The organism is Pseudomonas sp. HLMP (assembly GCF_046365545.1).
GTDB classification, from domain to species: Bacteria; Pseudomonadota; Gammaproteobacteria; order Pseudomonadales; family Pseudomonadaceae; genus Aquipseudomonas; species Aquipseudomonas guariconensis_B.
Window position 1 is genome coordinate 3,413,665 of the sequence record NZ_JBDLLR010000001.1, and the last position, 19,832, is coordinate 3,433,496.

Sequence of the window (19,832 nt, forward strand, 5' to 3'; positions counted from 1 at the left end):
TCGCCATAGTAAAAAGCCCTAGGACCGGGCTACACCTGCCGCCGTTTTTCTGCCAATGTCTGCCCCGCAGTGCGGACCAGCGCACCGCGCCTTGCCAGGACGTCGAATGAAAACACAAGAAAACGGCAACAAGCACAAAGGCTACCGGCGCATCATCCCGTCGATGACTGCGCTCCTCGAGTTCGAGGCGGTGGCCCGTCACAACAGCTTCACCCTCGCCGCCCGCGAGCTGGGCGTCACCCAGGCGGCAGTGAGCAAGCAGGTCAAGCAGCTCGAGGAGAACCTCGGCACCCAGTTGTTCCAGCGCCTGCACCGGGGCATCCGCCTGACCAGCGAGGGCCAGGCGCTGTTCGCGGTGATCTCCGACTCCCTGCAGAAGATCGCCGCGGTGTTCGACCGCATCAGCGAAGGCAGTGGCGAACAGGAGCTGGTGCTCAGCACCACTGCGACCTTCTCCCAACTGCGTGTCATGCCGCGCCTGGGCAACCTGCGCGCTACCCTGCCGCAGATCCAGTTGCGCCTGGCCACGCAGATGTTCACCGGCGACCTGCGCAACCATGACGTCGACCTGCTGGTGCGCTACGGCAACGGCCGCTGGGAAGACGGCAGCGCGGTGCTGCTGTTCGAGGAAGAGATCTTCCCGGTCTGCTCGCCCGCCTGGCTGGCACGCAATACGCCACCGACCTCGCTGCACGACCTGTACACCAGCGACCTGCTCGACGCCGACGCCACCAGCGAAGGCTGGATGACCTGGCCCACTTGGTTCAGGGAGCAGGGCCATACGCCCCCCAAGCTGCGCTACAGCCTGCACTGCCACCTGTACACCGACACCATCCAGGCCGCCCTGCACGGCCATGGCGTGGCCCTGGGCTGGGGGCGGATGATCGATCACCTGCTGGCCAGCGGCGAACTGGTACGCCTGACCGAGCTGACGGTCAGGCCGCGCGAGGCGTACTACGTGGTGATCCCCCACGGGCGCAGCGCCACCCCGGCCATCCTGGCGCTGATCGACTGGCTGCGCGACGCCCTGCCAGAAGCCGCGCGGTAAAGCCGCCGCTCGCATAACCCTGGGTAATGCGAGCGGTAAAATTAGGCGCGTTGACGCTTTTTCGGGCCGTTCTGATACTGCGGGCACAGCCTCCGTAATGTCTGACAAAGTGCCTGAGGAAAACAATGAACATTGCGCCTGTCCAAAAGAGCCATCGTGAGCTCGTCGCCCTGCGTCAACCCGGCTTCGGCATGAACGGCGAACTGTTCGGCCGCCAGGATATCTTCGACACCGACGTGGATATCTTCTTCACCAAGCACTGGATCCTGGTCGGTGTCACCGCCGACATCGCCGAGCCCGGCGACGTCTCGACCCTCGACATCGGCAAGTCGTCGATCCTCCTGGTGCGCGATGACGACGAGCAGGTCCGGGCCTACCGCAACGTCTGCCGTCACCGCGGCGCGCGCCTGAAGGAGGCCGGCAAGTCCACCGTGGGCATGCTGGTGTGCCCCTACCACCAGTGGACCTACGACCTGGACGGCAGCCTCAAGCATGCCGCGCACATGGGCAAGGGCTTCGACCCCAAGTGCCGCAGCCTGATCCCGGTGCATTGCAAGGTGATCGGCACGCACATCTTCGTTTGCCTGGGCGACAACCCGCCCGAGGACATCGCGGTGCTGGAGCAGACCATGACCCCGCGCTTCGCGCCCTATGACCTGACCAACACCAGGATCGCCCACGAGCAGGAGATCATCGAGAACGGCAACTGGAAGCTGGTGATGGAGAACAACCGCGAGTGCTACCACTGCGCGGGTACCCACCCTGAATTGACCGCCTCCTTCCTGCCGGAGGACTTCGGCTTCTGCACCGACGGCATGGGCGAGGACTCGCTCAAGGCCCTCGACGAATACTACCAGCGCAACGCCGATGCCCAGCGGGACTGGGAGCGCGACGGGCATCTCTGCGCCGCCGTGGAATACCTCGACGAAGACGCCGTGACCCAGTTTCGCACCCAGCGCCTGGTGATCGCCGGACGCGGCGAGTCCCAAACCCTCAGCACCGCAGTGGCCTGCACCCGGCTGTTCGGCGAGCTGACCCGCCGCGACCTGGGCGATACCCACTTGTGGACCCACAACTCCTGGACCCACGTGATGAGCGATCATGCCGTGATCACCTACATCATCCCGCTGTCGCCGGACAGGACCCTGGTGCGCTCCAAGTGGCTGGTGCACAAGGACGCCGTGGAAGGCGTCGACTACGACCTGCAGGCGCTGACCGAAGTGTGGATCGCCACCAACCAGCAGGACGCCAGCCTGGTCGGCATCACCCACAGCGGCACCCAGGACCCGGCCTACGCACCCGGCCCGTTCTCGGCCTTCACCGAGCGCTACGTCGATCAATTCTCCCGCTGGTATGCCGCGCGCCTGGCCGCGCATGGCGTGTGAGGCCAGACATGAACAGCATCCATGTGATCCCCAGCCTGATGGTCGAGGAACGTTTCAACGACCCTGCCCACTGGAGCACCTTCGGTGCCCAGTGGGGCAGCGCCGACAGCCAGCGCCTGGAATGCGTGAGCGTGGTGGACGAAACCCACGACGTGAAGACCTTCACCTTCCGCAGCCCGGTCCACCACGCCATCGCCTACGAGCCTGGGCAGTTCCTCACCGTGTCGCCGCTGATCGACGGGCAGACGGTATCGCGCTGCTATACCCTGTCGTCGACGCCGACCCGGCCGTTCACCGTCTCGATCACCGTCAAGCGGGTGCCCGGCGGTGTGGTGTCCAACTGGCTGCACGACAACCTGCGCAGCGGCCACACCCTGGCCGCGTCGGGGCCGGCGGGCAACTTCACGCCGGTGGCCGGGCCCGCGCGCAAGCTACTGTACCTTTCGGCCGGCTCCGGCGTGACGCCGCTGATGGCCATGACCCGCGCCGCCGCCGACCTGCATGCCGAGCTGGACATCGTCTTCGTGCACAGTGCGCGCACCCCGGCAGACATCATCTTCCGCGCCGAGCTGGAGCGCCTCGAGCGTACCCTGCCCCAACTGCGCACGCTGTTCTTCTGCGAAAACGTCGGCGACGAGCCTGGCTGGAGCGGCCCCATCGGCCGCCTGTCGCTGCAGGCGCTGCGCCAGCAGGTGCCGGACTTTCTCGAGCGCGAGGTCTTCACCTGCGGCCCGAAGGGCTACATGGACGCAACCCGCGCACTGCTGGCCGAAGGCGGTCTCGACCTGTCCCGCTACCACCAGGAAAGCTTCGACATCAATGCCGAGCCGATCATGGAACCGGCCCCCGCCGAACCTGCCGCAGGCCAGGCCCAGGCCACCTTCAACGTGCGCCTGGCCCGCTCCGGCAAGACCTTCACCATGACCGCCGAGCAGACCGTGCTCGCCGCGGCGAAGAAGGCCGGCGCCATCGTGCCGTCCTCCTGCAGCCAGGGCGTATGCGGCACTTGCAAGACCGCCCTGCTCGAAGGCGACGTCGAGATGAAGCACAACGGCGGCATCCGCCAGCGCGAGATCGACAAGGGCCTGCGCCTGCTGTGCTGCAGCCGGCCGACTTCGGACCTGGTCATCGACCTCTGACCGGGCGCCTCGGCGCCCCTTCCCTTCACCCTGCCACCTCTGCAGCACCTGTGCCTTGCCGCGCAGAGGCTTGGCGCGAGCCCACAGGTTCACCCACGTCCATCCTGCCGCCAGCGGCCTGACACGCCGCGCCATGGACCCACTCGCTGAACAAAGGCCGCCTGACGGCCTGAAAACAACAAAAGCTCAGCTGTACCAGGAGAAACCATGACTCACCCCGCTCAATCGATCGAAGACGTCCCCCTGAACCACTTCCATCGACTGCTCACCCTGCGCTCGGCCGGCGGCTCGTTCGTCGACGGCTACGTCCTCAGCCTGATCGGCATCGCCCTGATACCCACCGCCGCCGCCCTCGGCCTGGACAGTTTCTGGGAAGGCATGATCGCCGCCTCGGCGCTGATCGGCATCTTCTTCGGCGGTTTCCTCGGCGGCTGGCTGACCCACCGCCTGGGCCGTCGCCGTGTGTATTTCATCGGCCCGCTGCTGTTCATCTTCGCCTCGCTCGCCCAGTACTGGGTGCAGGATGCCCAGACCCTGTTCATCCTCAGGTTGATCATCGGTGTGGCCGTGGGCATCGAGTACCCGGTGGCCACCTCGATGCTGGTGGAGTTCATGCCGAAGAACGCCCGCGGCCCGCGCCTGGCCGGCTTCATCGTCATCTGGTTCGCCGGTGCTGCAACGGCCTACGGGCTGGGCGAGATCATCCTGCGCCTGGGCGATGCCGAAGCCTGGCGCCTGGTGCTGGCCAGTGCCGCGGTATTCGGCGCGGTGCTGCTGCTCCTGCGCCTGGGCACGCCCGAGTCGCCGCGCTGGCTGCTGAGCAAGGGCCGGAATGCCGAGGCCGAGCGGATCATCAAGCAGGTCTACGGCCCGGCATTCTCCCTTGCACACCTGCCGGAGGAGCCGCGCAGCAGCACGCTGTCGGCCTGGGACCTGATGCGCGCCGGCTATGGCCGACGTATGTTGTTCGTCAGCGCGTTCTGGAGCTGCTCGGTGATTCCGCTGTTCGCCGTGTACGCCTTCGCCCCGAAAGTGATGGACGCGCTCAATCTCAAGGGCGATTGGGCCTCCCTCGGTTCGATGGCGATCACCCTGCTGTTCGTGGTCGGCTGCATCCTCGCCGCGCGGTTGATCAACAGCATCGGCCGGCGCAACCTGCTGATCGGCAGTTTCCTGTTCTCTGGACTGGCGCTGTTCGGGCTGGGGCTGTTCCACGACAGCAACGCCCTGCTCATCCTCATCCTGTTCGGCGCCTATGCCGTGGCCATCGGCGGTGCCCAGGTACTGGCACTGGTCTACCCCAACGAGATCTTCCCCACCGAAATCCGCGCCCAGGCGGTCGGCGTCGGCACCTCGCTGTCGCGCATCGGCGCGGCGGTGGGCACCTACCTGGTGCCCATCTCCCTGCAGGACTATGGCATCGCCCATACGATGTACGCCGCCGCGGCGGTGACCCTGGTGGGGTTGCTGGTCAGCTGGGCGCTGGCGCCGGAAACCCGTTCGCTGAACCTGCAGCAGGCGGCAGCCTTGAGCTGAGCCGTTGGCGGCGCTTCGCCCCCCGGCAAGCCTACTTGCGCAGGGACAGCGCCAAACTTCAGGATTGCGCTGTACCCTGTGGGCTTGCCAGCGATGGGCAGCAAAGCAGCCCCGCGATGGCATGGCAACACGAGCACCGGGCGTCTTTACTTGCAGGTAACTGCCCACAGGAAGGATGCATTGCCTATGAAGATCGTCGTCACCAGCATTCTCGTCGACGACCAGGCCAAGGCCCTGGCGTTCTACCACCATGTACTGGGCTTCGAGCCCAAGCACGACATTCCCATGGGCCAGCACCGCTGGCTGACCCTCACCTCGCCCAACGACCCCGACGGCGTCGAGCTGCTGCTCGAGCCCGACGTGCACCCGGCCGCCAAGGCCTTCAAGGCGGCGATCAAGCAGGACGGGATTCCCGCCACCTCCTTCGGCGTCAAGGACATCCAGGCCGAGTACGCACGCCTGTGCGCCGCGGGCGTTCATTTCACCCAACCGCCGACGGCCATGGGGCCGGTCACCGTGGCCGTGTTCGACGACACCTGCGGTAACCTGATCCAGATCGCCCAGCGACATTGAGCGACCACGCCAGGCGGTTCTTCCGCTACAGTGCCCTTTCCCGCCAAGAAGCGCAGCCACAATAAGGAAACCCAATGCGCTACGAATTCAGCGAAGTCCTCAACGACCTGGTCGATTACTTCCTCGTCGGCGACATCCAGTTGCTCGAACGCTTCAAGGAAGAGAACGACCTGCCCGACGACCTGGCCTACGAGTTCACCCACAACGACAGTGGCGACCAGGCGGTGCTCGCGGGCGTCGTCTTGCCCCTGGCCGGCATCGAGAACCTGCCCTACCGGATCATCTTCAGCCTGAACGAAGCCACCCCCGTCCTGCGCGAGGCCGGCAGCCGGCTGCAGCACCGCCGGGCTGGCTACCTGCTGCGGGTGGAGCATCGCACGCTGATGCTGTTCACCTGGCGCATCCTGCAGCACTTCACCAACAAGACCCTCGGCGACCTGCTGGCGCGCTACCAGCAGCCTGGGCGGCCGATCATCGAGCTGGACAACGGCTGGTACGAGGTCGAGGTGCTCGCCGGCGCGGTGTTGCGCGATGGCCTGTACGAACCGGCCTTCGAGTTCATGCTCAAGCGAACCGGCGGCCCCGGGGCCGCCCGTGAAATCGACATCGGCTATCGCTTCAGCCTGCAGGACTGTTTCGACTGAACCGGTGTGCCCCCATTCGCGGGCAAGCCCGCTCCCACAAGGCCCTGCAAACCACCGCACTCGCGATCGACGCAGACCCTGTGGGAGCGGCGCTGATGCGCCGCGAACAGCGCTGTTCAGGCGTGATGGATATCCCGGTCCTTGGTCTCTGGCAGGAAGAAGATGCCGAGGATCGCCGTCATCACTGCAATGACGATCGGGTACCACAGCCCGTAGTAGATATCACCGGTGGCCGCCACCATGGCGAACGCCACGGTCGGCAGGAAGCCGCCGAACCAGCCGTTGCCGATGTGGTACGGCAGCGACATGGAGGTGTAGCGGATGCGCGCCGGGAACAGCTCCACCAGCCAGGCGGCGATCGGACCGTAGACCATAGTCACGTAGATCACCAGGATGGTCAGCAGCAACAGCACCATCGGGTAGTGGACCTTGTCTGGATCGGCCTTCTCCGGATAACCCGCCTCCTTGAGGGCGTTGCCGAGGGTCGCGGTGAAGGCATCGTTCTGGGCCTTGAACGCCTCCGGCGCCAGGCCACTGCCTTCGAAACTCGGGATCACCTGCTCGCCGATGCGGACCTGCGCCACGCTGCCAGGTTCGGCCCGTTCGTTCTCGTAGGGGATGGCACGCTTGGCCAGCAGGCTCTTGGCCAGGTCGCAGGAGCTGGTGAAACGGGCCTTGCCCACCGGGTCGAACTGGAACGCGCACTGGCTGGGGTCGGCGATCACTACCACCGGGTTGCGCTCCTGGGCGACGAACACGTCCGGGTTGCCGTACTCAGTCAGCCCCTTGAAGATCGGGAAGTAGGTCAGCGCGGCGAGGATACAGCCGGCCATGATGATCTTCTTGCGGCCGATGCGGTCCGACAGGCTGCCGAACAGGATGAAGAACGGCGTGCCGATCAGCAAGGAACCCGCGATCAGCAGGTTGGCCGCCTGCGGGTCGATCTTGAGCGTCTGCAGGAGGAAGAACAGCGCATAGAACTGCCCGGTGTACCAGACCACCGCCTGGCCGGCGGTGCCGCCGAGCAGCGACATGATCACCACCTTGAGGTTGTCCCAGCGGGCGAAGGACTCGGTCAGCGGCGCCTTGGACGCCTTGCCCTCGGCCTTCATCTTCAGGAACACCGGTGACTCGTTGAGCTGCAGGCGGATGTACACCGAGATCGCCAGCAGCAGGATCGACAGCAGGAACGGGATGCGCCAGCCCCAGGCTTCGAAGGCCTCGGTGCCCAGCAAGGTCCGGCAGGCCAGGATCACCAGCAACGAGAGGAACAGCCCCAGGGTGGCGGTGGTCTGGATCCACGAGGTGAAGAACCCACGCTTGCCCTTGGGTGCGTGCTCGGCCACGTAGGTCGCGGCGCCGCCGTACTCACCGCCCAGCGCCAGGCCCTGGAGCAGGCGCAGGGTGATGAGGACGATGGGTGCGACCACACCGATGCTCGCGTAGCTGGGCAGCAGGCCGACCAGCGCGGTGGACAGGCCCATGATCACGATGGTGATGAGAAAGGTGTGCTTGCGCCCGATCATGTCACCCAGGCGACCGAACACGATCGCGCCGAACGGTCGCACGGCAAAGCCTGCCGCGAAGGCCAGCAAGGCGAAGATGAAGGATGTGGTTTCGTTGACGCCGGCGAAGAAATGCTTGGCGATGATCGCAGCCAGCGAGCCATAGAGGTAGAAGTCATACCACTCGAATACGGTGCCCAGGGATGAAGCGAAGATGACCTTGCGCTCCTCCCGGGTGATGCCGCGTTGGGGCGCACTGCCCGTGGATGTGCTGTCGATTGCCGCCATGGGTTGCCTCCGTCTTGTTGTTTTCAGGCCGGAGTACCTTGCACGCAGTTGATCATCGCACCCTGGCCCTGGATTGACACTCGGTTGCGCGAAGCACGACGAGGCGTACCGCCCCGCATCGCAAAGCCTGTTGAAGCATAATCAGCTTTGCCGGGATATCCACCGCCCCCGGCCTGCGGCCTCCTTCAGGAACGTGACTGGCGCAGCAGCGCGACGACCTCCGTGTCGGTGGTCTGCTCGAACGTTTCGTAATGCAGGCCCACCGCGCGAAACGGCTCGGGCATCTGCAGGCACACCAACTCATCCACCAGGGGCCTGAGCCGCGCCACCGACTCCCAGGCACCGACCGGCGCGGCGAACAGCAATCGGGAAGGCCCGGCGGCGGCCAGCGCCATCAGCGCAGCGCGGGCGGTGTTGCCAGTGGCGATGCCGTCGTCCACCAGGATCACCTCCCGGCCAGCCACCTCAGGCAATGGCCGGTCACCGCAATAGACGGCGCGCCGCCGGGCGATCTCCGCCAGTTGCCGGTCGCGCTCGGCATCGAACCAAGCCTGGCTGGCACCGAACATGTCCATCACAGCCTGGTCGGCCACGCAGAATGGCGGGTTGCCTTCGGCCACCGCGCCGATGGCGAACTCCGCATTGCCCGGTGCACCGATCTTGCGCACCAGCACCACGTCCAGCGGTGCCTGCAAGGCCTCGGCGACCTCGAAGGCCACCGGCACCCCGCCCCGTGGCAGCGCCAGTACCAACGGCTCGCCCTGGACCTTGGCGCGCAACACCGCCGCCAGGGCTCGCCCGGCCTGGCGGCGGTCGCGGAAGGCGGGTCCATCCGGGAACGCGCGATTCATGGTTTCAGGCTCTCGCTGGCAAGGTGTGTTTTCGCATGGCCGGCACCTGTGGGGCGGTTTGCCGGTAATGGGCCGGCCCTGATATCCGGCAGACACCAGCACAACCCAGGATGTTCCTCCCGACAGTCAACGCCGTCGTCGCCCCGCAACGCCCAAATGCAGGGGAACCGCACCACGGCAAAGCCCTGAGCCGGCCTGAACGCCTGGTTTAGAGGGCCACGCCAAGGGAAAGGTCATCGCAGCCCATGGCCGTGTCAGGCCAGGAACCGGCCGATCGCCTCGAGCACCGCCGCTGGTTGCTCGCGGTGCGGCACATGCCCGCAGCCGGGCAGCAGTTGCATGACACTCGGCCCACCGGCCAGGGCGGTGATGCGCCGGGGGTGTGCGGGCGAGCCGAATTCATCCTGGTCGCCGTGCAGGCTGAGCAGCGGGCAGTGCACCCTGGGCAGCAGTGCATCCAGGCTCCAGCCGGCGAAGGCCTCGCTCAGCCAGGTGTCCACCCAGGCCCGCAGCACCCATTCGGCCTTGTCGCCATGGTACTTGCCCAGCCGCTGCAACTGCCCGGGCTCGGCGAACTGCCGTTGCGCGGCACGAATGCCGTCGAGGGTAAGGGGCTCGACGAAGGCCTGGGCCGACTCGCTGACCAGGCCCCGGCACTGCCCGGCGAAAGCCGCTGCGCAGCCAACGGCCATGCCACCGCCCACGCTGTGACCAAGGACGAGGAAGTCGTCGATGCCGAAATGACCACGCACGGCCGCGAAACCCTCGTGCGCCTCGGCCTCGACGAAGCCCGGGCGCAGATGGCCGGGCTGGGCATCGGAACGGCCGAAGCCCAGCCGGTCGTAGGCGACGACCCGGCGCCCGGTGGCCTGCGCCAGTTGCGCGGGGAAGTCGCGCCACAACGCCACGCAGCCGAGCGAGTCATGCAGCAGGACGAAGGGCTCGCCCCGCGCCTGAGTGGGAGTCCAGGCTTGGGCGAACAGCCTGCCCTGGGGGGTGCCTATCATGTGCTGGCTGACGATGAGGTCCTTCATGCAGTCTCCTGATCCCGGCGCCGCCGGGGTACTGGGCTTTCCCTATGGGCCGGCGGAGGGCCCCTTGAGCTCGACCTGGTTGCCATCGGGGTCGAAGCAGTACAGCGACAACCCCTCGCCCTCGGCACCGTAGCGTTTCTCGGCGGGCTCCACGACCACGCCCGCCGCGTTCAGGTAGCCGACCAGGGCTGCCTCGTCGAACGGCTCGATGCGCAGGCAGAAGTGATCGACATTGCGCCCCTCACGGGCTGCGGCTCGCCCACCTCGACGCCCCAGCGGGCCGTCGAGCGCCACCAGGTCGATCATCGCCGTGCCGGCGGCGAGGTGGATCATGCCCAGGTCGTCCCGCTGACGGCTCACCTGGCAGCCGAGCAGGTCACGATAGAAAGCGACGCTGCGCGCCAGGTCACTGACCCGCAGCACCACATGGTCGATGCGCTGGATGGTGAAAGGCCGCATGCGCAGTTCCTCCTTGCAAGGCACAGGGAAAGGCTTGGCAGCACCATAGCCTATCGGGCGCCGGCTCGACCAGCGCCCGGTCGCGCTCATTCGTTGACCAGGCGCTGCAACTGGCCCAGGTCGTGGCTGGCCAGCACCCGCAGGATCTGGTCCACCAGCGCCCTGTCCGGCGCCTCCAGGTGGAAATGATGCCCTCCGGGGTGCCAGGACACCCGGGCATGTCCAGGCAAGGCTGCGCGGCGCTGCTCGAAACCACTGCCCGCGAAGGCCCCCTGGCGGCCGAGCATCAGGTACAGCGGGCAGTTTATTTGCCTGAGCAGGTCGCAGGCTTCGCGCTCGGTCAGCGGCATGGGCTCGGGCAATACCAGGCGCGGGTCGTGCCGCCAGCAATAGCCCTCGCCCACCTGCAGCAGGTCACGCAGTGCCAGCAAACGTGCGGCCTCGTCCGACAGGTTGCCGTCGAGGCGGTTACGGCGTTGCTGCAGCGCGGTTTCCAGGCTGTCGAACTGGCTGCCGTCCGGCTCGGCGAAACCTTGCAGGCGGCTGCGCCGCACCAGACGCTTGAGGCGGTAGGCCCGGGCCAGGTGCTGCACCCGGTCATCCTCGGCAACGGTGAAGGGTGCCCCCATGCCATCGAGGAAAATCATGCTGGCAATCGAACTGGACAACGCCGCCAGCACCGAGGCGATCCCCGTGCCCATGCCGTGGGCCAGCACATGGACGTGCGAAAGGCCCAGGCTGTCGAGCACCGCCAGCATGTCTTCGGCGTGCTCCCACAGGTAATAGCCGCTGTCGTCGCGGCGGTGATCGGAACGGCCGTGACCGACGAGGTCCGGGGCCACCACGAAGCAACCGTCGAGCAGTGGCGCCAGGCGCTCGAAGGAGGCCGCGTTGTCCAGCCAGCCGTGCAAGGCCAGCACCGGAACGCCATCCTCCGGCCCCCAGGTACGGACGGCGATCTCGATGCCATTGAGGTCAAGCAGGTGATCCTTGGGTGTCGCGGTCGAGCGCATGGGCATTCTCCTGGCCAGGGCCCGGCGCCTGCGCGCCAGGCCGGACATGCCGCCGCCCTCATGCCGGCGGCTACTACGCAGCGGACGTCCGCACAGCGTCCGGCATCCCACCTTCGCGCATGCGGCGACGCGATGCTGGCCCCTCAACGACCGTCGCATGCGCGACACCGACCCCTGGCCACGACACGGCTACTGGCCGCGCAGGTCCTCGAAGAACACGTGCCGGCCATCGACCTGGGCCGAGGCGCGAAGCTGCCCCGCCTCGCCGCTGGCCGGCTCCACGTGCCAATAACAGTGCCTGGCCGCCCGGGTCACGGCCACGTAGGCCAGGCGTTGCACCTCTTCCTTCTGCGCCGTGTCGAACGGCTGGGCATCCCCGGCACGGCCAAGGCCTGCCTGGCGATAGACCTGGTTCTTGTACGGCGAACTGGTCAGGTACTGGCAGTCGCCGAGCATGAATACCGCGTCGGCCTGCAGGCCCTTGGCGCTGTGGTAGGTGAGCTGGCGCAGCCGGCGCTGATCCGGCGGCAAGCTGGACTCAGCTTGAAGAACCGAAACCAAATGCTCGTTTATCAACGATTTATCGCTTGTTTTTCGAAACAACATCATCACCGTCTCACCCTGCTGGTAATGCTCCATCAGGGTCTGGGCCAGCGCCGCCTCATCGCGCTCGCAAACCTTCACCGGCGACAAGGGCAGCTCGGCCGCCGGGCCGCTGGCCCTGGCCTTCTTGCCGGCGATGGCCGGCGCGCCCTTCACCAGGTGCTCGGCGGCCGCGATGATGTGCTGCTGGCTGCGGTAATTCTCCACCAGCATCACCCGGGTATTGGCCGGCGACGGAAAGGTCTTGGCGAATTCCATGAAGTACTTCGGCGAGCTGCCCCGCCAGCCGTAGATCGACTGCCAGTCATCACCCACGCACATCAACGAGGAATGCCCGGCGTTGCGCCCGACGTGCATACCCGGGCCGCGTCGGCGGATCTCTGCCAGGCTCGCGCGCAACCAGCTGACGATCTGCGGCGAGACATCCTGGAATTCATCGATCATCAGATGCGCCATCGGGCGCAGCAGCGGGTCGGGCAACAGGCGCAGGTTCTCCGGGTTGTTCTCACCGAACAGGGCGAACATGCGGTTGTAGGTCATCACCGGTGGCGACTGGGCCAGCAGGTGCGCCTCCAGCGCCTGCCAGTACAAGGCCAGGGCCTCGAAGAACAGCCCGTCGCTGTCGCCTGGGGCAAAGCGCATCCCGGCCACGGCGGTGCCTACGTCCAGGCCCAGGTTCTCGATGAAGCTGGCCGCACTGACGAAGGCATCGAGCAAGGGCGCCGGCGCCAGTTCGCCCTTGACCTTGTACTCGAACCCCGGCCCGGCCACGGCATCGCCGGCCAGGGACGCGGCCAGGCGTTTTGCCGATGCGTAGTTTTCCAGCCATATCAAAGGCTTGTCGCAGAAAGCTTGAAACAGGGTGCGTTTCACCGCCCACTCCGCACGCACTCCAAGCCTGGCCCCTGGGCGCTGGTACTGCGCGCTCTCGGACGGGTCGAAGCCCAGCACCACCCAGGCGTCCAGGCCTTCCAGGCGGCCATGCACGTGAAAACGACTGCCGCGGATCTGCACGGTGTCGCGGCATGGCTCGATCCCCTTGATCGGCCAGGCGCCGGCGGCGAACCAGAGGTCCTCGATCAGGTCGCACAGCTCCTCGTCGCGTTGTGCGGCCAGCTGGGTCACCTGCACGCGCTTCTGCACGTCGGGGTGGTCCGGGTCCAGCGGCTTGAGCTGCAGGGCCTCACGGCGCATCGCCGCCACCAGTTCGGCGAAACGTGGGTTGCCTTGCAGCAGGTCGCGGTAGCAGAGGTTGAGCTGCTGACGCTGGGCGTCGTTCAGGCGCAGGTCGAAGGGGTTGCCCTCGGCGTTGGCCTCGTTGCCCGCGGGCAGTTCCTGGCCGAGGGTCTCGAACGCGCGCAACTGGCCGAAGCCCGGCAGGCTGCGCACCAGCGGCAGGATGCGCGAGTGGAAGGTGCGCACCAGCTCACGGGCCTGGGCTGGCGGCAGTTCGACTTGCCAGAGGGCGAAGACCTGTACCAGGCGCTTGATGAAGTCCTTGCGCGATTCGCGAGTGAAGGTCACCACGGTCATGGCGTCCAGCTCGAAGCCCAGGTAATGGCGCAGCAGCAGCAGGCGCAGCACCAGCGAGGTGGACTTGCCCGCCCCCGCGCCAGCGACCACGCAGGTGGACGGCGTATCGCTGAAGATCAGCTTCCATTGCGCCGCGCTGGGCTGTGCCTGGGCGGGCAGGCGCTGGGCGACGTCGGCCTTGAAGCGTTTCTTCAGCTCGGCACTCAGCGGCAGGCGCCAGTCGTCGAACAGCGCGTCGTCCTGACCGGGGACTGCGGCGCTGTCGGGCCGCACGTCGCGGATCACCAGCACCTGGCGCCCGGCCTCGTAGCCTTCCGCCCGGCCACGCTCGTAACCTTCGCGCAGGCCGTCGGCATGGCCACTGCGCTGGCCGGTGGCATGGCCGAGGAACCAGGAGTCGCGGTGCTGTGCCCGCAGGCGGGTCAGGCCACGGCCCAGCAGGCGCGCGGCCAGGCGGCGGAACCAAGGCAGTTGGGCCGGTGGCGTCAACTCAGCCGAGGCTGGGGGAAGCTCGTGGGGCACGGTCACTCCATTGCAGGTCGAATCAGCAGGCCATGTTCGCCGCATCTGCAAAAAATCGCCAGCGAATGCTTGAGGATCAGGGGATTAGGCGATGAATCGCAGGGAGTATCGCACCTTTATTTATCTATTAAATAGATAATATAAAGCCGATATTTACGCTTATTTTCGATCTTTCATTAGCGCATCATGGCGTCATTCCACCCATTCAAGGAGCACGATCATGCTGCAACTGCGACCGTTCGAAAGCCTCGGCCACGCCAACCATGGCTGGCTCGACGCCCATCACCACTTCTCCTTCGCCGAGTACTACGACCCGGCTCGCATGCACTGGGGCAACCTGCGCGTGTGGAACGACGACCTGATCGCCGCCGGCAGCGGCTTCCCACCGCATCCGCACCGGGACATGGAGATCGTCACCTATGTCCGCGAAGGGGCCATCACCCACCAGGACAGCCTGGGCAACAAGGGCCGTACCGAGGCTGGCGATGTGCAGGTGATGAGCGCTGGTACCGGCATCGTCCACAGCGAGTACAACCTGGAGAAGGTCGACACGCGCATCTTCCAGATCTGGATCGTCCCCGAGCGGGTCGGCGAAGCACCGTCGTGGGGCACCCGGCCGTTTCCCAAGGGCGAGCGTGGCGAGGGTTTCGTGACCTTGGCCAGCGGCCGGGCCGGGGATGAAGACAGCCTGCGTATCCGTACCGACGCACGCTTGGTGGCGGCCACCCTGCGGGCCGGGGAAAGCGCCGAGTACCGCTTCGATGCCGAACGCCGGGGATATCTGGTGCCGGCCAAGGGGCTGGTGGAGGTGAACGGGGTGCGGGTCAAGGCGCGGGATGGCTTGGCCATCGAGCAGGAGCCGGTGTTGAAGGTCACGGCCGTGGAGGATAGCGAGATCGTCCTGGTGGATGTGGCCTGATCCGGGGGCGACAGGGCTTGCCTTTGGCGGGCAAGCCCGACCCTACAGGGTACCCGTTGGGCTTTCGGGCGCTTGTTCTCTGCAAGACAACGCAGCCCTGTCCTTGCCGCCCACCGCCCGAAGCCTGTAACGTGCCGCCACCCCACCCCGGAGGCCGTTCGCATGTCCCTCAAAGCCCTGCGCACCCTGGTGACCATCGCCCGCCACGGCACCTTCGCCCGGGCTGCCGACCTGCTCAGCCTGACCCCTTCGGCGGTAAGCCTGCACATCAAGACCCTGGAAGACGAACTACAGGTCACCCTGTTCGACCGCAGCCGCCGCCAGGTGGCGCTGACCGAGGCCGGGCAGTTGGCGGTGGCTCGCGCCGAAAGCATCCTGGCGGCCTACGACGAACTCGCCGACGCCCTGGCCAGCGGCCCGAGCCTGCGCGGGCGGCTGCGCATCGGCGCGATCCATACGGTACTGGCGCGGCGCCTGCCCAAGGCCCTGGTATGGATCAAGGCCCATCACCCACAGCTGCACATCAGCGTCGCCTCGGGGATGTCGGCGGAGCTGGCGCGGCGGGTCGAGGACGGCGAGTTGGATGCCGCGATCACCACCGAGCCGGTCAGCCCCTACCCCCAGTGCCTGCAGTACACCACCTTGTTCGAGGACCGCTTCTGGGCGGTGGCCAGCACCGAGCTCGCCGGCCAGAGTCTGCCGCAGTTGCTGGCCAGCCAGCCGTTCCTGCGCTTCGACAAGCGCGCCTGGGCCGGCCGGCAGATCGAGCAGGAACTGCGCCGCCAACACCTGCAGGTCAGCGAACAGATGGAGCTGGACAGCCAGGAAGCCCTGGCGCGCATGGCCGCCATGGGCCTGGGCGTGGCCATCATTCCCATGGCCGACGATGACCTGGAACGCCTGCCGCCGGCGATCCGCCTGCCCTTCGGCGAACCGCAGCTGACCCGTCGGGTGGTGCTGCTGGAACATGAAAAGAGCCAGCGCCGGCACCTCAGTGCCGTGCTCGGGGCAGCCCTGGCGAGCTGATCCCCCTCGCGACCATGCAGTTTTCCTCAATAGTCACTGCAGAAAACACCGTTTTTTCCCATCGTTGCTCAGCGGTAGTCTGTGCCAGACCCGACAACGGAATGCCGCCATGCTCCACCTGCTGCTGACCACCCTGGTGCCCATCATCCTGCTCATCGCCCTGGGCGCTTTCCTGCGCACCCGCCATTTCCTCGCCGACACCTTCTGGCCCGGCGCCGAGCGTCTGAGCTACTACGTGCTGCTACCGTCGCTGTTCCTCCACGGCCTGGCCACCGCCAACCTCGACGGTGTGCCGGTGCTGGGCATGGTCGGCGTGCTGATGCTCTCGACCGTGCTCGGTGCCGCCCTGCTGGTGCTCTACCAAGGCGTGGTGCACCACGATGGCGCCGACTTCACCTCGGTATTCCAGGGCGGTGTGCGTTTCAACAACTACATCGGCGCCACCCTTGCCGCCGGGATCTACGGCAGCGCGGGCATCGCCCTGGCGGCAGTGGCCAACGCCGCTATCGTGCCGCTGGTCAACCTGCTCTGCGTGCTGGTGTTCGCCCGCTTCAGCGCACGCCACAGCTCACCGCTCACGGTGCTGCGAGCGATCTTCGCCAACCCGTTGATCGTCGGTTGCGCCGGCGGCCTGTCGTTGCGGGTGAGCGGGCTGGGCCTGCCGGCGGGGCTGGAACCGACGGTCAAGGCATTGGGCCAGGCCGCCCTGCCCCTGGGCCTGCTGTGCGTCGGCGCGGCGCTGGGCGGTGCGCGCCTGGGCCATCAGGTGCGGCCGCTGGCGGCGGCCTCGGCGTTCAAGTTCCTGGTCCTGCCAATGACAACCTGGGGCCTGTGCCGCCTGCTCGGGCTGGGAGGCCAGGCAGCCGTGGTGGCGGTGCTGTTCCAGGCGTTGCCCACGGCGTCGTCATCCTACGTCATGGCCCGGCAGATGGGCGGCAACGCCCCGCTGATGGCCACCATCATCGCCTTGCAGACCATGGCCGCGGCCATCACCCTGCCACTGGTGCTGGGCCTCATGCTCGATTGAAGCCATGCGGGGCACTAGACTGAGATTCACTTCACACTTCGGAGCATGGCCATGCGCCTCTCGTGGATGCTGTCCGGTCTGACCCTGGCCCTGCTCGCAGGCCCGTTGCACGCCGCCGACAGCCCCCAGGCCGCGGTCGCCGAGGACAAGGCCGAGGTGCTGGAGGAAAGGGTCGTCGAGGACGCCACGCCGCCGAAGCCACGCGAAACCCTCAGCCCTGGCGAGGTGCAGGCAGTCGACCCGGCCGGCCAGTCGCCCATGGACGACAGCATCACCTGCCTGGCCCGTACCCTCTACTGGGAAGCCAAGGGCACCGATGCCCGGGACATGGCCGCGGTGGCCAGCGTGGTGCTCAACCGCCTGGGCCACGACGGCTTCCCCGACAGTATCTGCGGCGTGGTCAAGCAGGGTGTGGAGCGCGGGAGCTGCCAGTTTTCCTGGTGGTGCGACGGGCGTCCCGACCAGGTGGAGGAAGCGCAGCGCTACGCGATGGCCAAGGAGATCGCCCGCAAGGCGCTCAACCAGCAGCTCGAGGACTCCACCGGCGGTGCCCTGTACTTCCACGACCGCCACGTACTACCCGACTGGGCCAAGGCCTACCGCAAGACGGCCGAGACCAGCCACTTCATTTTTTATCGGCCGAACCAGGCGCTGGCGCACTGAGGATGGGCGGGGCGTGTCGGTTGCAACCCGTTCGCGACGATTCGGCGCCCGACAAGCCCGCTCTCGCAAAGTGAACTTTTCCTTACAGCGACCCCACGCCGGGCACCGGGCGTTAATCTGGACAGGCATCCCTGCCAACCCGCCGCCCGAGGTGCCGAGCCATGAACCCACGACTGCGCGTACTGTTCGTCTGCATTCACAACGACGCCCGTTCACTGATCGCCGAGGCCGTGCTGCGCCATGCCGATCCCGAGCACTTCGAGGCCTTCAGCGCCGGCGTGCGACCTACCGAGGTGGATCCACGTGTACGGGCAGTGCTCGAGCATGCCGGGATATCCGGCCAAGGATTGCAGAGCAAGCCGCTGGAGACCTTCGCCGGTGAAGCGTTCGACTACCTGATCGACTTGTGCGACAGGCGCACCAACGAACTGGCGGAGCTGCCCCAGTCCAATGCGACGATCACCTGGAGCTTCGTCGATCCGGTGGGGCAGGATGGCGAGGAAGGCTTCCGTCACCTGCTGCAAGAGGTGAGCGACCGGGTGAAGCTGTTCGTGATGGTGAAGAACCGGCCGCATGGGCGTGAGGAGTAGGCTCAATATCCAAGTAGTCCTGGAGCCGCTTCGCGCCCCCAAATGGCGGCTGTAAAACCGTTTGCCGGCAAAACCTTCCATGAGCCGTCCCGCACGTTATATCCCCCCTGCCCCCTCGGTGCGATATTGGAGAAAACAACACGGATAAAAAACATGTACAGAAACACCTCTACCCCCGCGGACGACAACGGTTGCGGCTGGTTCGACCTCAGCCCCAGGCGCCAGCCTCGTCCCGCTCACCGGGGGCGGAGCGAAGCGCGCTGGGTCGTGCTCGGCGCGGGCTTCACCGGCCTTGCCGCCGCCCGGCAACTGGCCCTGCGTCACCCCGGCGACCAGGTGATCCTGGTCGAGGCGCAGCAGGTAGGCTTCGGCGCCTCGGGGCGCAACTCCGGCTTTGCCATCGACCTGCCCCACGACATTGGCGCTGCTGACTACATTGGCGATTTGCCCACGGCCAGGATGAACCTCAAGCTCAACCTGCGCGCCCAAACGATCCTCAGGCAACTGATCGCCGAGCATGGCATCGACTGCCAACTGCGCCCGGACGGCAAGTACCAGGCGGCGGTGGAGGACAAGGGCCTGGCGGTGCTGGATGCCTACCGCAGCGGCCTGGACAAGCTCGGCCAGCCCTACGAGATGATCGACGCCCGTGACCTGCCCGCGCACCTGGGCACTGCCTTCTACCGCAAGGCGCTGTACACCCCCGGCACCCAGCTGCTGCAACCGGCGAGCCTGGTCAAGGGCCTGGCCGATAGCCTGCCGGGCAATGTCACGCTGTACGAGAACACGCCGATCAGCCACCTCGAGCAAGGCCGGCGCACCACCCTCAGGCATCCGGATGGCGAGATCGTCGCCGACCAGTTGCTGCTGACCAACAACGCCTTCGCCAGCCACTTCGGCTTCTTGCCCGGGCGCCTGCTGCCGATATTCACCTACGCCAGCATGACCCGCCCACTGAGCGAGGAGGAACAGGCGCGCCTGGGCGGCAAGCCGACCTGGGGCATCATCCCCGCCGACCCGTTCGGCAGCACCTTGCGCCGCACCCCCGACCAGCGCCTGCTGGTGCGCAACAGCTTCAGCTTCAACGCCGACGGCCGTGCCCAGCAGCGCTACCTGGACCGCGCCGGGCGCCAGCACCGCGAATCGTTCGAACGGCGCTTCCCGATGCTCTCGGGCATGCCGTTCGAATACACCTGGGGCGGTTCCATGTGCCTGTCGCGCAACCACCTGTCGTTCTTCGGCAGCCTGGCGCCGAACATCCATGGGGCACTGTGCTGCAATGGCCTGGGCATCACCCGCGGCACCGCCACCGGCACCCTGCTGGCCGACTGGCTGGCGGGCGAGCGCGACGAACTGATCGATTTCCTGCTCGGCGGCGCTGGGCCGAACCGCAACCCACCAGAGCCGTTCCTCAGCCTGGGGGTCAACATGAACCTGTTCTGGGGCCAGCGTCGCGCCGGCCTGGAAAGCTGAA

18 protein-coding genes are annotated in these 19,832 nt (G+C 66.7%); 12 read left to right on the forward strand and 6 right to left on the reverse strand.

The genetic code is table 11. The annotated features are described in order from the left end of the window. Positions 1 to 106: 106 nt before the first annotated feature. The 6 genes from ABFA30_RS15815 to ABFA30_RS15840 all read left to right on the forward strand — a co-directional run bounded on the left by ABFA30_RS15815 (position 107) and on the right by ABFA30_RS15840 (position 6,325). Entirely contained in the window at positions 107 to 1,048 is a 942-nt protein-coding gene (locus tag ABFA30_RS15815; protein ID WP_410045666.1) for a LysR substrate-binding domain-containing protein, read from the forward strand. A 125-nt stretch (positions 1,049 to 1,173) separates the two neighbouring features. Beyond that, positions 1,174 to 2,433 carry an SRPBCC family protein gene (locus ABFA30_RS15820; protein WP_368816191.1) on the forward strand — a complete coding sequence of 420 codons (1,260 nt, stop codon included), beginning with the start codon at positions 1,174 to 1,176 and terminating at the stop codon, positions 2,431 to 2,433. An 8-nt stretch (positions 2,434 to 2,441) separates the two neighbouring features. Beyond that, positions 2,442 to 3,572: a hybrid-cluster NAD(P)-dependent oxidoreductase gene (locus ABFA30_RS15825; protein ID WP_253080076.1), complete on the forward strand. Its 1,131-nt coding sequence runs from the start codon at positions 2,442 to 2,444 to the stop codon at positions 3,570 to 3,572. 207 nt (positions 3,573 to 3,779) lie between these two features. Further along, the gene (locus ABFA30_RS15830) at positions 3,780 to 5,108 is read left to right on the forward strand and encodes an MFS transporter (protein ID WP_253080075.1); all 1,329 of its coding nucleotides are present in this window, start codon (positions 3,780 to 3,782) and stop codon (positions 5,106 to 5,108) included. A 186-nt stretch (positions 5,109 to 5,294) separates the two neighbouring features. Then, positions 5,295 to 5,681, forward strand: a complete 387-nt coding sequence (locus tag ABFA30_RS15835) for a VOC family protein (RefSeq protein WP_225790097.1) — start codon at positions 5,295 to 5,297, stop codon at positions 5,679 to 5,681. 74 nt (positions 5,682 to 5,755) lie between these two features. Then, complete coding sequence (locus ABFA30_RS15840) at positions 5,756 to 6,325, forward strand: hypothetical protein (RefSeq protein ID WP_368816194.1); 570 nt, start codon at positions 5,756 to 5,758, stop codon at positions 6,323 to 6,325. Between the two features lie 116 nt (positions 6,326 to 6,441). On the opposite strand, the gene ABFA30_RS15845 is transcribed toward ABFA30_RS15840, so the two are convergent. The 6 genes from ABFA30_RS15845 to ABFA30_RS15870 all read right to left on the reverse strand — a co-directional run bounded on the left by ABFA30_RS15845 (position 6,442) and on the right by ABFA30_RS15870 (position 14,178). After that, a complete protein-coding gene (locus tag ABFA30_RS15845) occupies positions 6,442 to 8,118 on the reverse strand; it encodes an MFS transporter (RefSeq protein WP_225790095.1) in 1,677 nt (558 codons plus the stop codon). A 185-nt stretch (positions 8,119 to 8,303) separates the two neighbouring features. Next, entirely contained in the window at positions 8,304 to 8,969 is a 666-nt protein-coding gene (locus ABFA30_RS15850; RefSeq protein ID WP_225790094.1) for a phosphoribosyltransferase, read from the reverse strand. Positions 8,970 to 9,223: 254 nt separating this feature from the next. Next, positions 9,224 to 10,003, reverse strand: a complete 780-nt coding sequence (locus ABFA30_RS15855; RefSeq protein ID WP_410045667.1) for an alpha/beta fold hydrolase — start codon at positions 10,001 to 10,003, stop codon at positions 9,224 to 9,226. A gap of 42 nt (positions 10,004 to 10,045) precedes the next feature. After that, the gene (locus ABFA30_RS15860; protein WP_225790092.1) at positions 10,046 to 10,462 is read right to left on the reverse strand and encodes a VOC family protein; all 417 of its coding nucleotides are present in this window, start codon (positions 10,460 to 10,462) and stop codon (positions 10,046 to 10,048) included. Between the two features lie 86 nt (positions 10,463 to 10,548). Continuing rightward, the gene (locus ABFA30_RS15865; protein ID WP_368816198.1) at positions 10,549 to 11,475 is read right to left on the reverse strand and encodes an alpha/beta fold hydrolase; all 927 of its coding nucleotides are present in this window, start codon (positions 11,473 to 11,475) and stop codon (positions 10,549 to 10,551) included. Positions 11,476 to 11,664: 189 nt separating this feature from the next. Continuing rightward, positions 11,665 to 14,178, reverse strand: a complete 2,514-nt coding sequence (locus ABFA30_RS15870; protein ID WP_253080074.1) for a UvrD-helicase domain-containing protein — start codon at positions 14,176 to 14,178, stop codon at positions 11,665 to 11,667. Positions 14,179 to 14,353: 175 nt separating this feature from the next. Here ABFA30_RS15870 and ABFA30_RS15875 point away from each other — a divergent pair, with 175 nt between their 5' ends. The 6 genes from ABFA30_RS15875 (at position 14,354) to ABFA30_RS15900 (ending at position 19,831) form a co-directional block, all read left to right on the forward strand. Further along, positions 14,354 to 15,052, forward strand: a complete 699-nt coding sequence (locus tag ABFA30_RS15875) for a pirin family protein (RefSeq protein ID WP_225790089.1) — start codon at positions 14,354 to 14,356, stop codon at positions 15,050 to 15,052. Positions 15,053 to 15,214: 162 nt separating this feature from the next. Further along, positions 15,215 to 16,078, forward strand: a complete 864-nt coding sequence (locus ABFA30_RS15880) for a LysR family transcriptional regulator (RefSeq protein WP_225790088.1) — start codon at positions 15,215 to 15,217, stop codon at positions 16,076 to 16,078. 109 nt (positions 16,079 to 16,187) lie between these two features. Then, positions 16,188 to 17,105 carry an AEC family transporter gene (locus ABFA30_RS15885; protein ID WP_253080073.1) on the forward strand — a complete coding sequence of 306 codons (918 nt, stop codon included), beginning with the start codon at positions 16,188 to 16,190 and terminating at the stop codon, positions 17,103 to 17,105. A gap of 51 nt (positions 17,106 to 17,156) precedes the next feature. Beyond that, positions 17,157 to 17,768, forward strand: coding sequence for a cell wall hydrolase (locus tag ABFA30_RS15890; RefSeq protein WP_225790086.1), 612 nt, complete (start codon positions 17,157 to 17,159; stop codon positions 17,766 to 17,768). Between the two features lie 161 nt (positions 17,769 to 17,929). Further along, positions 17,930 to 18,358, forward strand: coding sequence for an arsenate reductase ArsC (locus tag ABFA30_RS15895; protein WP_253102332.1), 429 nt, complete (start codon positions 17,930 to 17,932; stop codon positions 18,356 to 18,358). Positions 18,359 to 18,511: 153 nt separating this feature from the next. Continuing rightward, positions 18,512 to 19,831, forward strand: coding sequence for an NAD(P)/FAD-dependent oxidoreductase (locus tag ABFA30_RS15900; protein ID WP_225790084.1), 1,320 nt, complete (start codon positions 18,512 to 18,514; stop codon positions 19,829 to 19,831). Position 19,832 lies beyond the last annotated feature (1 nt).

Excerpts from the sequence above, each read along its gene's own strand:
- ABFA30_RS15815 (WP_410045666.1), top strand. The coding sequence starts at position 107 with ATGAAAACACAAGAAAACGGCAACAAGCACAAAGGCTACCGGCGCATC.
- ABFA30_RS15820 (WP_368816191.1), top strand. The coding sequence starts at position 1,174 with ATGAACATTGCGCCTGTCCAAAAGAGCCATCGTGAGCTCGTCGCCCTG.
- ABFA30_RS15825 (WP_253080076.1), top strand. The coding sequence starts at position 2,442 with ATGAACAGCATCCATGTGATCCCCAGCCTGATGGTCGAGGAACGTTTC.
- ABFA30_RS15830 (WP_253080075.1), top strand. The coding sequence starts at position 3,780 with ATGACTCACCCCGCTCAATCGATCGAAGACGTCCCCCTGAACCACTTC.
- ABFA30_RS15835 (WP_225790097.1), top strand. The coding sequence starts at position 5,295 with ATGAAGATCGTCGTCACCAGCATTCTCGTCGACGACCAGGCCAAGGCC.
- ABFA30_RS15840 (WP_368816194.1), top strand. The coding sequence starts at position 5,756 with ATGCGCTACGAATTCAGCGAAGTCCTCAACGACCTGGTCGATTACTTC.
- ABFA30_RS15845 (WP_225790095.1), bottom strand. The coding sequence starts at position 8,118 with ATGGCGGCAATCGACAGCACATCCACGGGCAGTGCGCCCCAACGCGGC.
- ABFA30_RS15850 (WP_225790094.1), bottom strand. The coding sequence starts at position 8,969 with ATGAATCGCGCGTTCCCGGATGGACCCGCCTTCCGCGACCGCCGCCAG.
- ABFA30_RS15855 (WP_410045667.1), bottom strand. The coding sequence starts at position 10,003 with ATGAAGGACCTCATCGTCAGCCAGCACATGATAGGCACCCCCCAGGGC.
- ABFA30_RS15860 (WP_225790092.1), bottom strand. The coding sequence starts at position 10,462 with ATGCGGCCTTTCACCATCCAGCGCATCGACCATGTGGTGCTGCGGGTC.
- ABFA30_RS15865 (WP_368816198.1), bottom strand. The coding sequence starts at position 11,475 with ATGCGCTCGACCGCGACACCCAAGGATCACCTGCTTGACCTCAATGGC.
- ABFA30_RS15870 (WP_253080074.1), bottom strand. The coding sequence starts at position 14,178 with ATGCGGCGAACATGGCCTGCTGATTCGACCTGCAATGGAGTGACCGTG.
- ABFA30_RS15875 (WP_225790089.1), top strand. The coding sequence starts at position 14,354 with ATGCTGCAACTGCGACCGTTCGAAAGCCTCGGCCACGCCAACCATGGC.
- ABFA30_RS15880 (WP_225790088.1), top strand. The coding sequence starts at position 15,215 with ATGTCCCTCAAAGCCCTGCGCACCCTGGTGACCATCGCCCGCCACGGC.
- ABFA30_RS15885 (WP_253080073.1), top strand. The coding sequence starts at position 16,188 with ATGCTCCACCTGCTGCTGACCACCCTGGTGCCCATCATCCTGCTCATC.
- ABFA30_RS15890 (WP_225790086.1), top strand. The coding sequence starts at position 17,157 with ATGCGCCTCTCGTGGATGCTGTCCGGTCTGACCCTGGCCCTGCTCGCA.
- ABFA30_RS15895 (WP_253102332.1), top strand. The coding sequence starts at position 17,930 with ATGAACCCACGACTGCGCGTACTGTTCGTCTGCATTCACAACGACGCC.
- ABFA30_RS15900 (WP_225790084.1), top strand. The coding sequence starts at position 18,512 with ATGTACAGAAACACCTCTACCCCCGCGGACGACAACGGTTGCGGCTGG.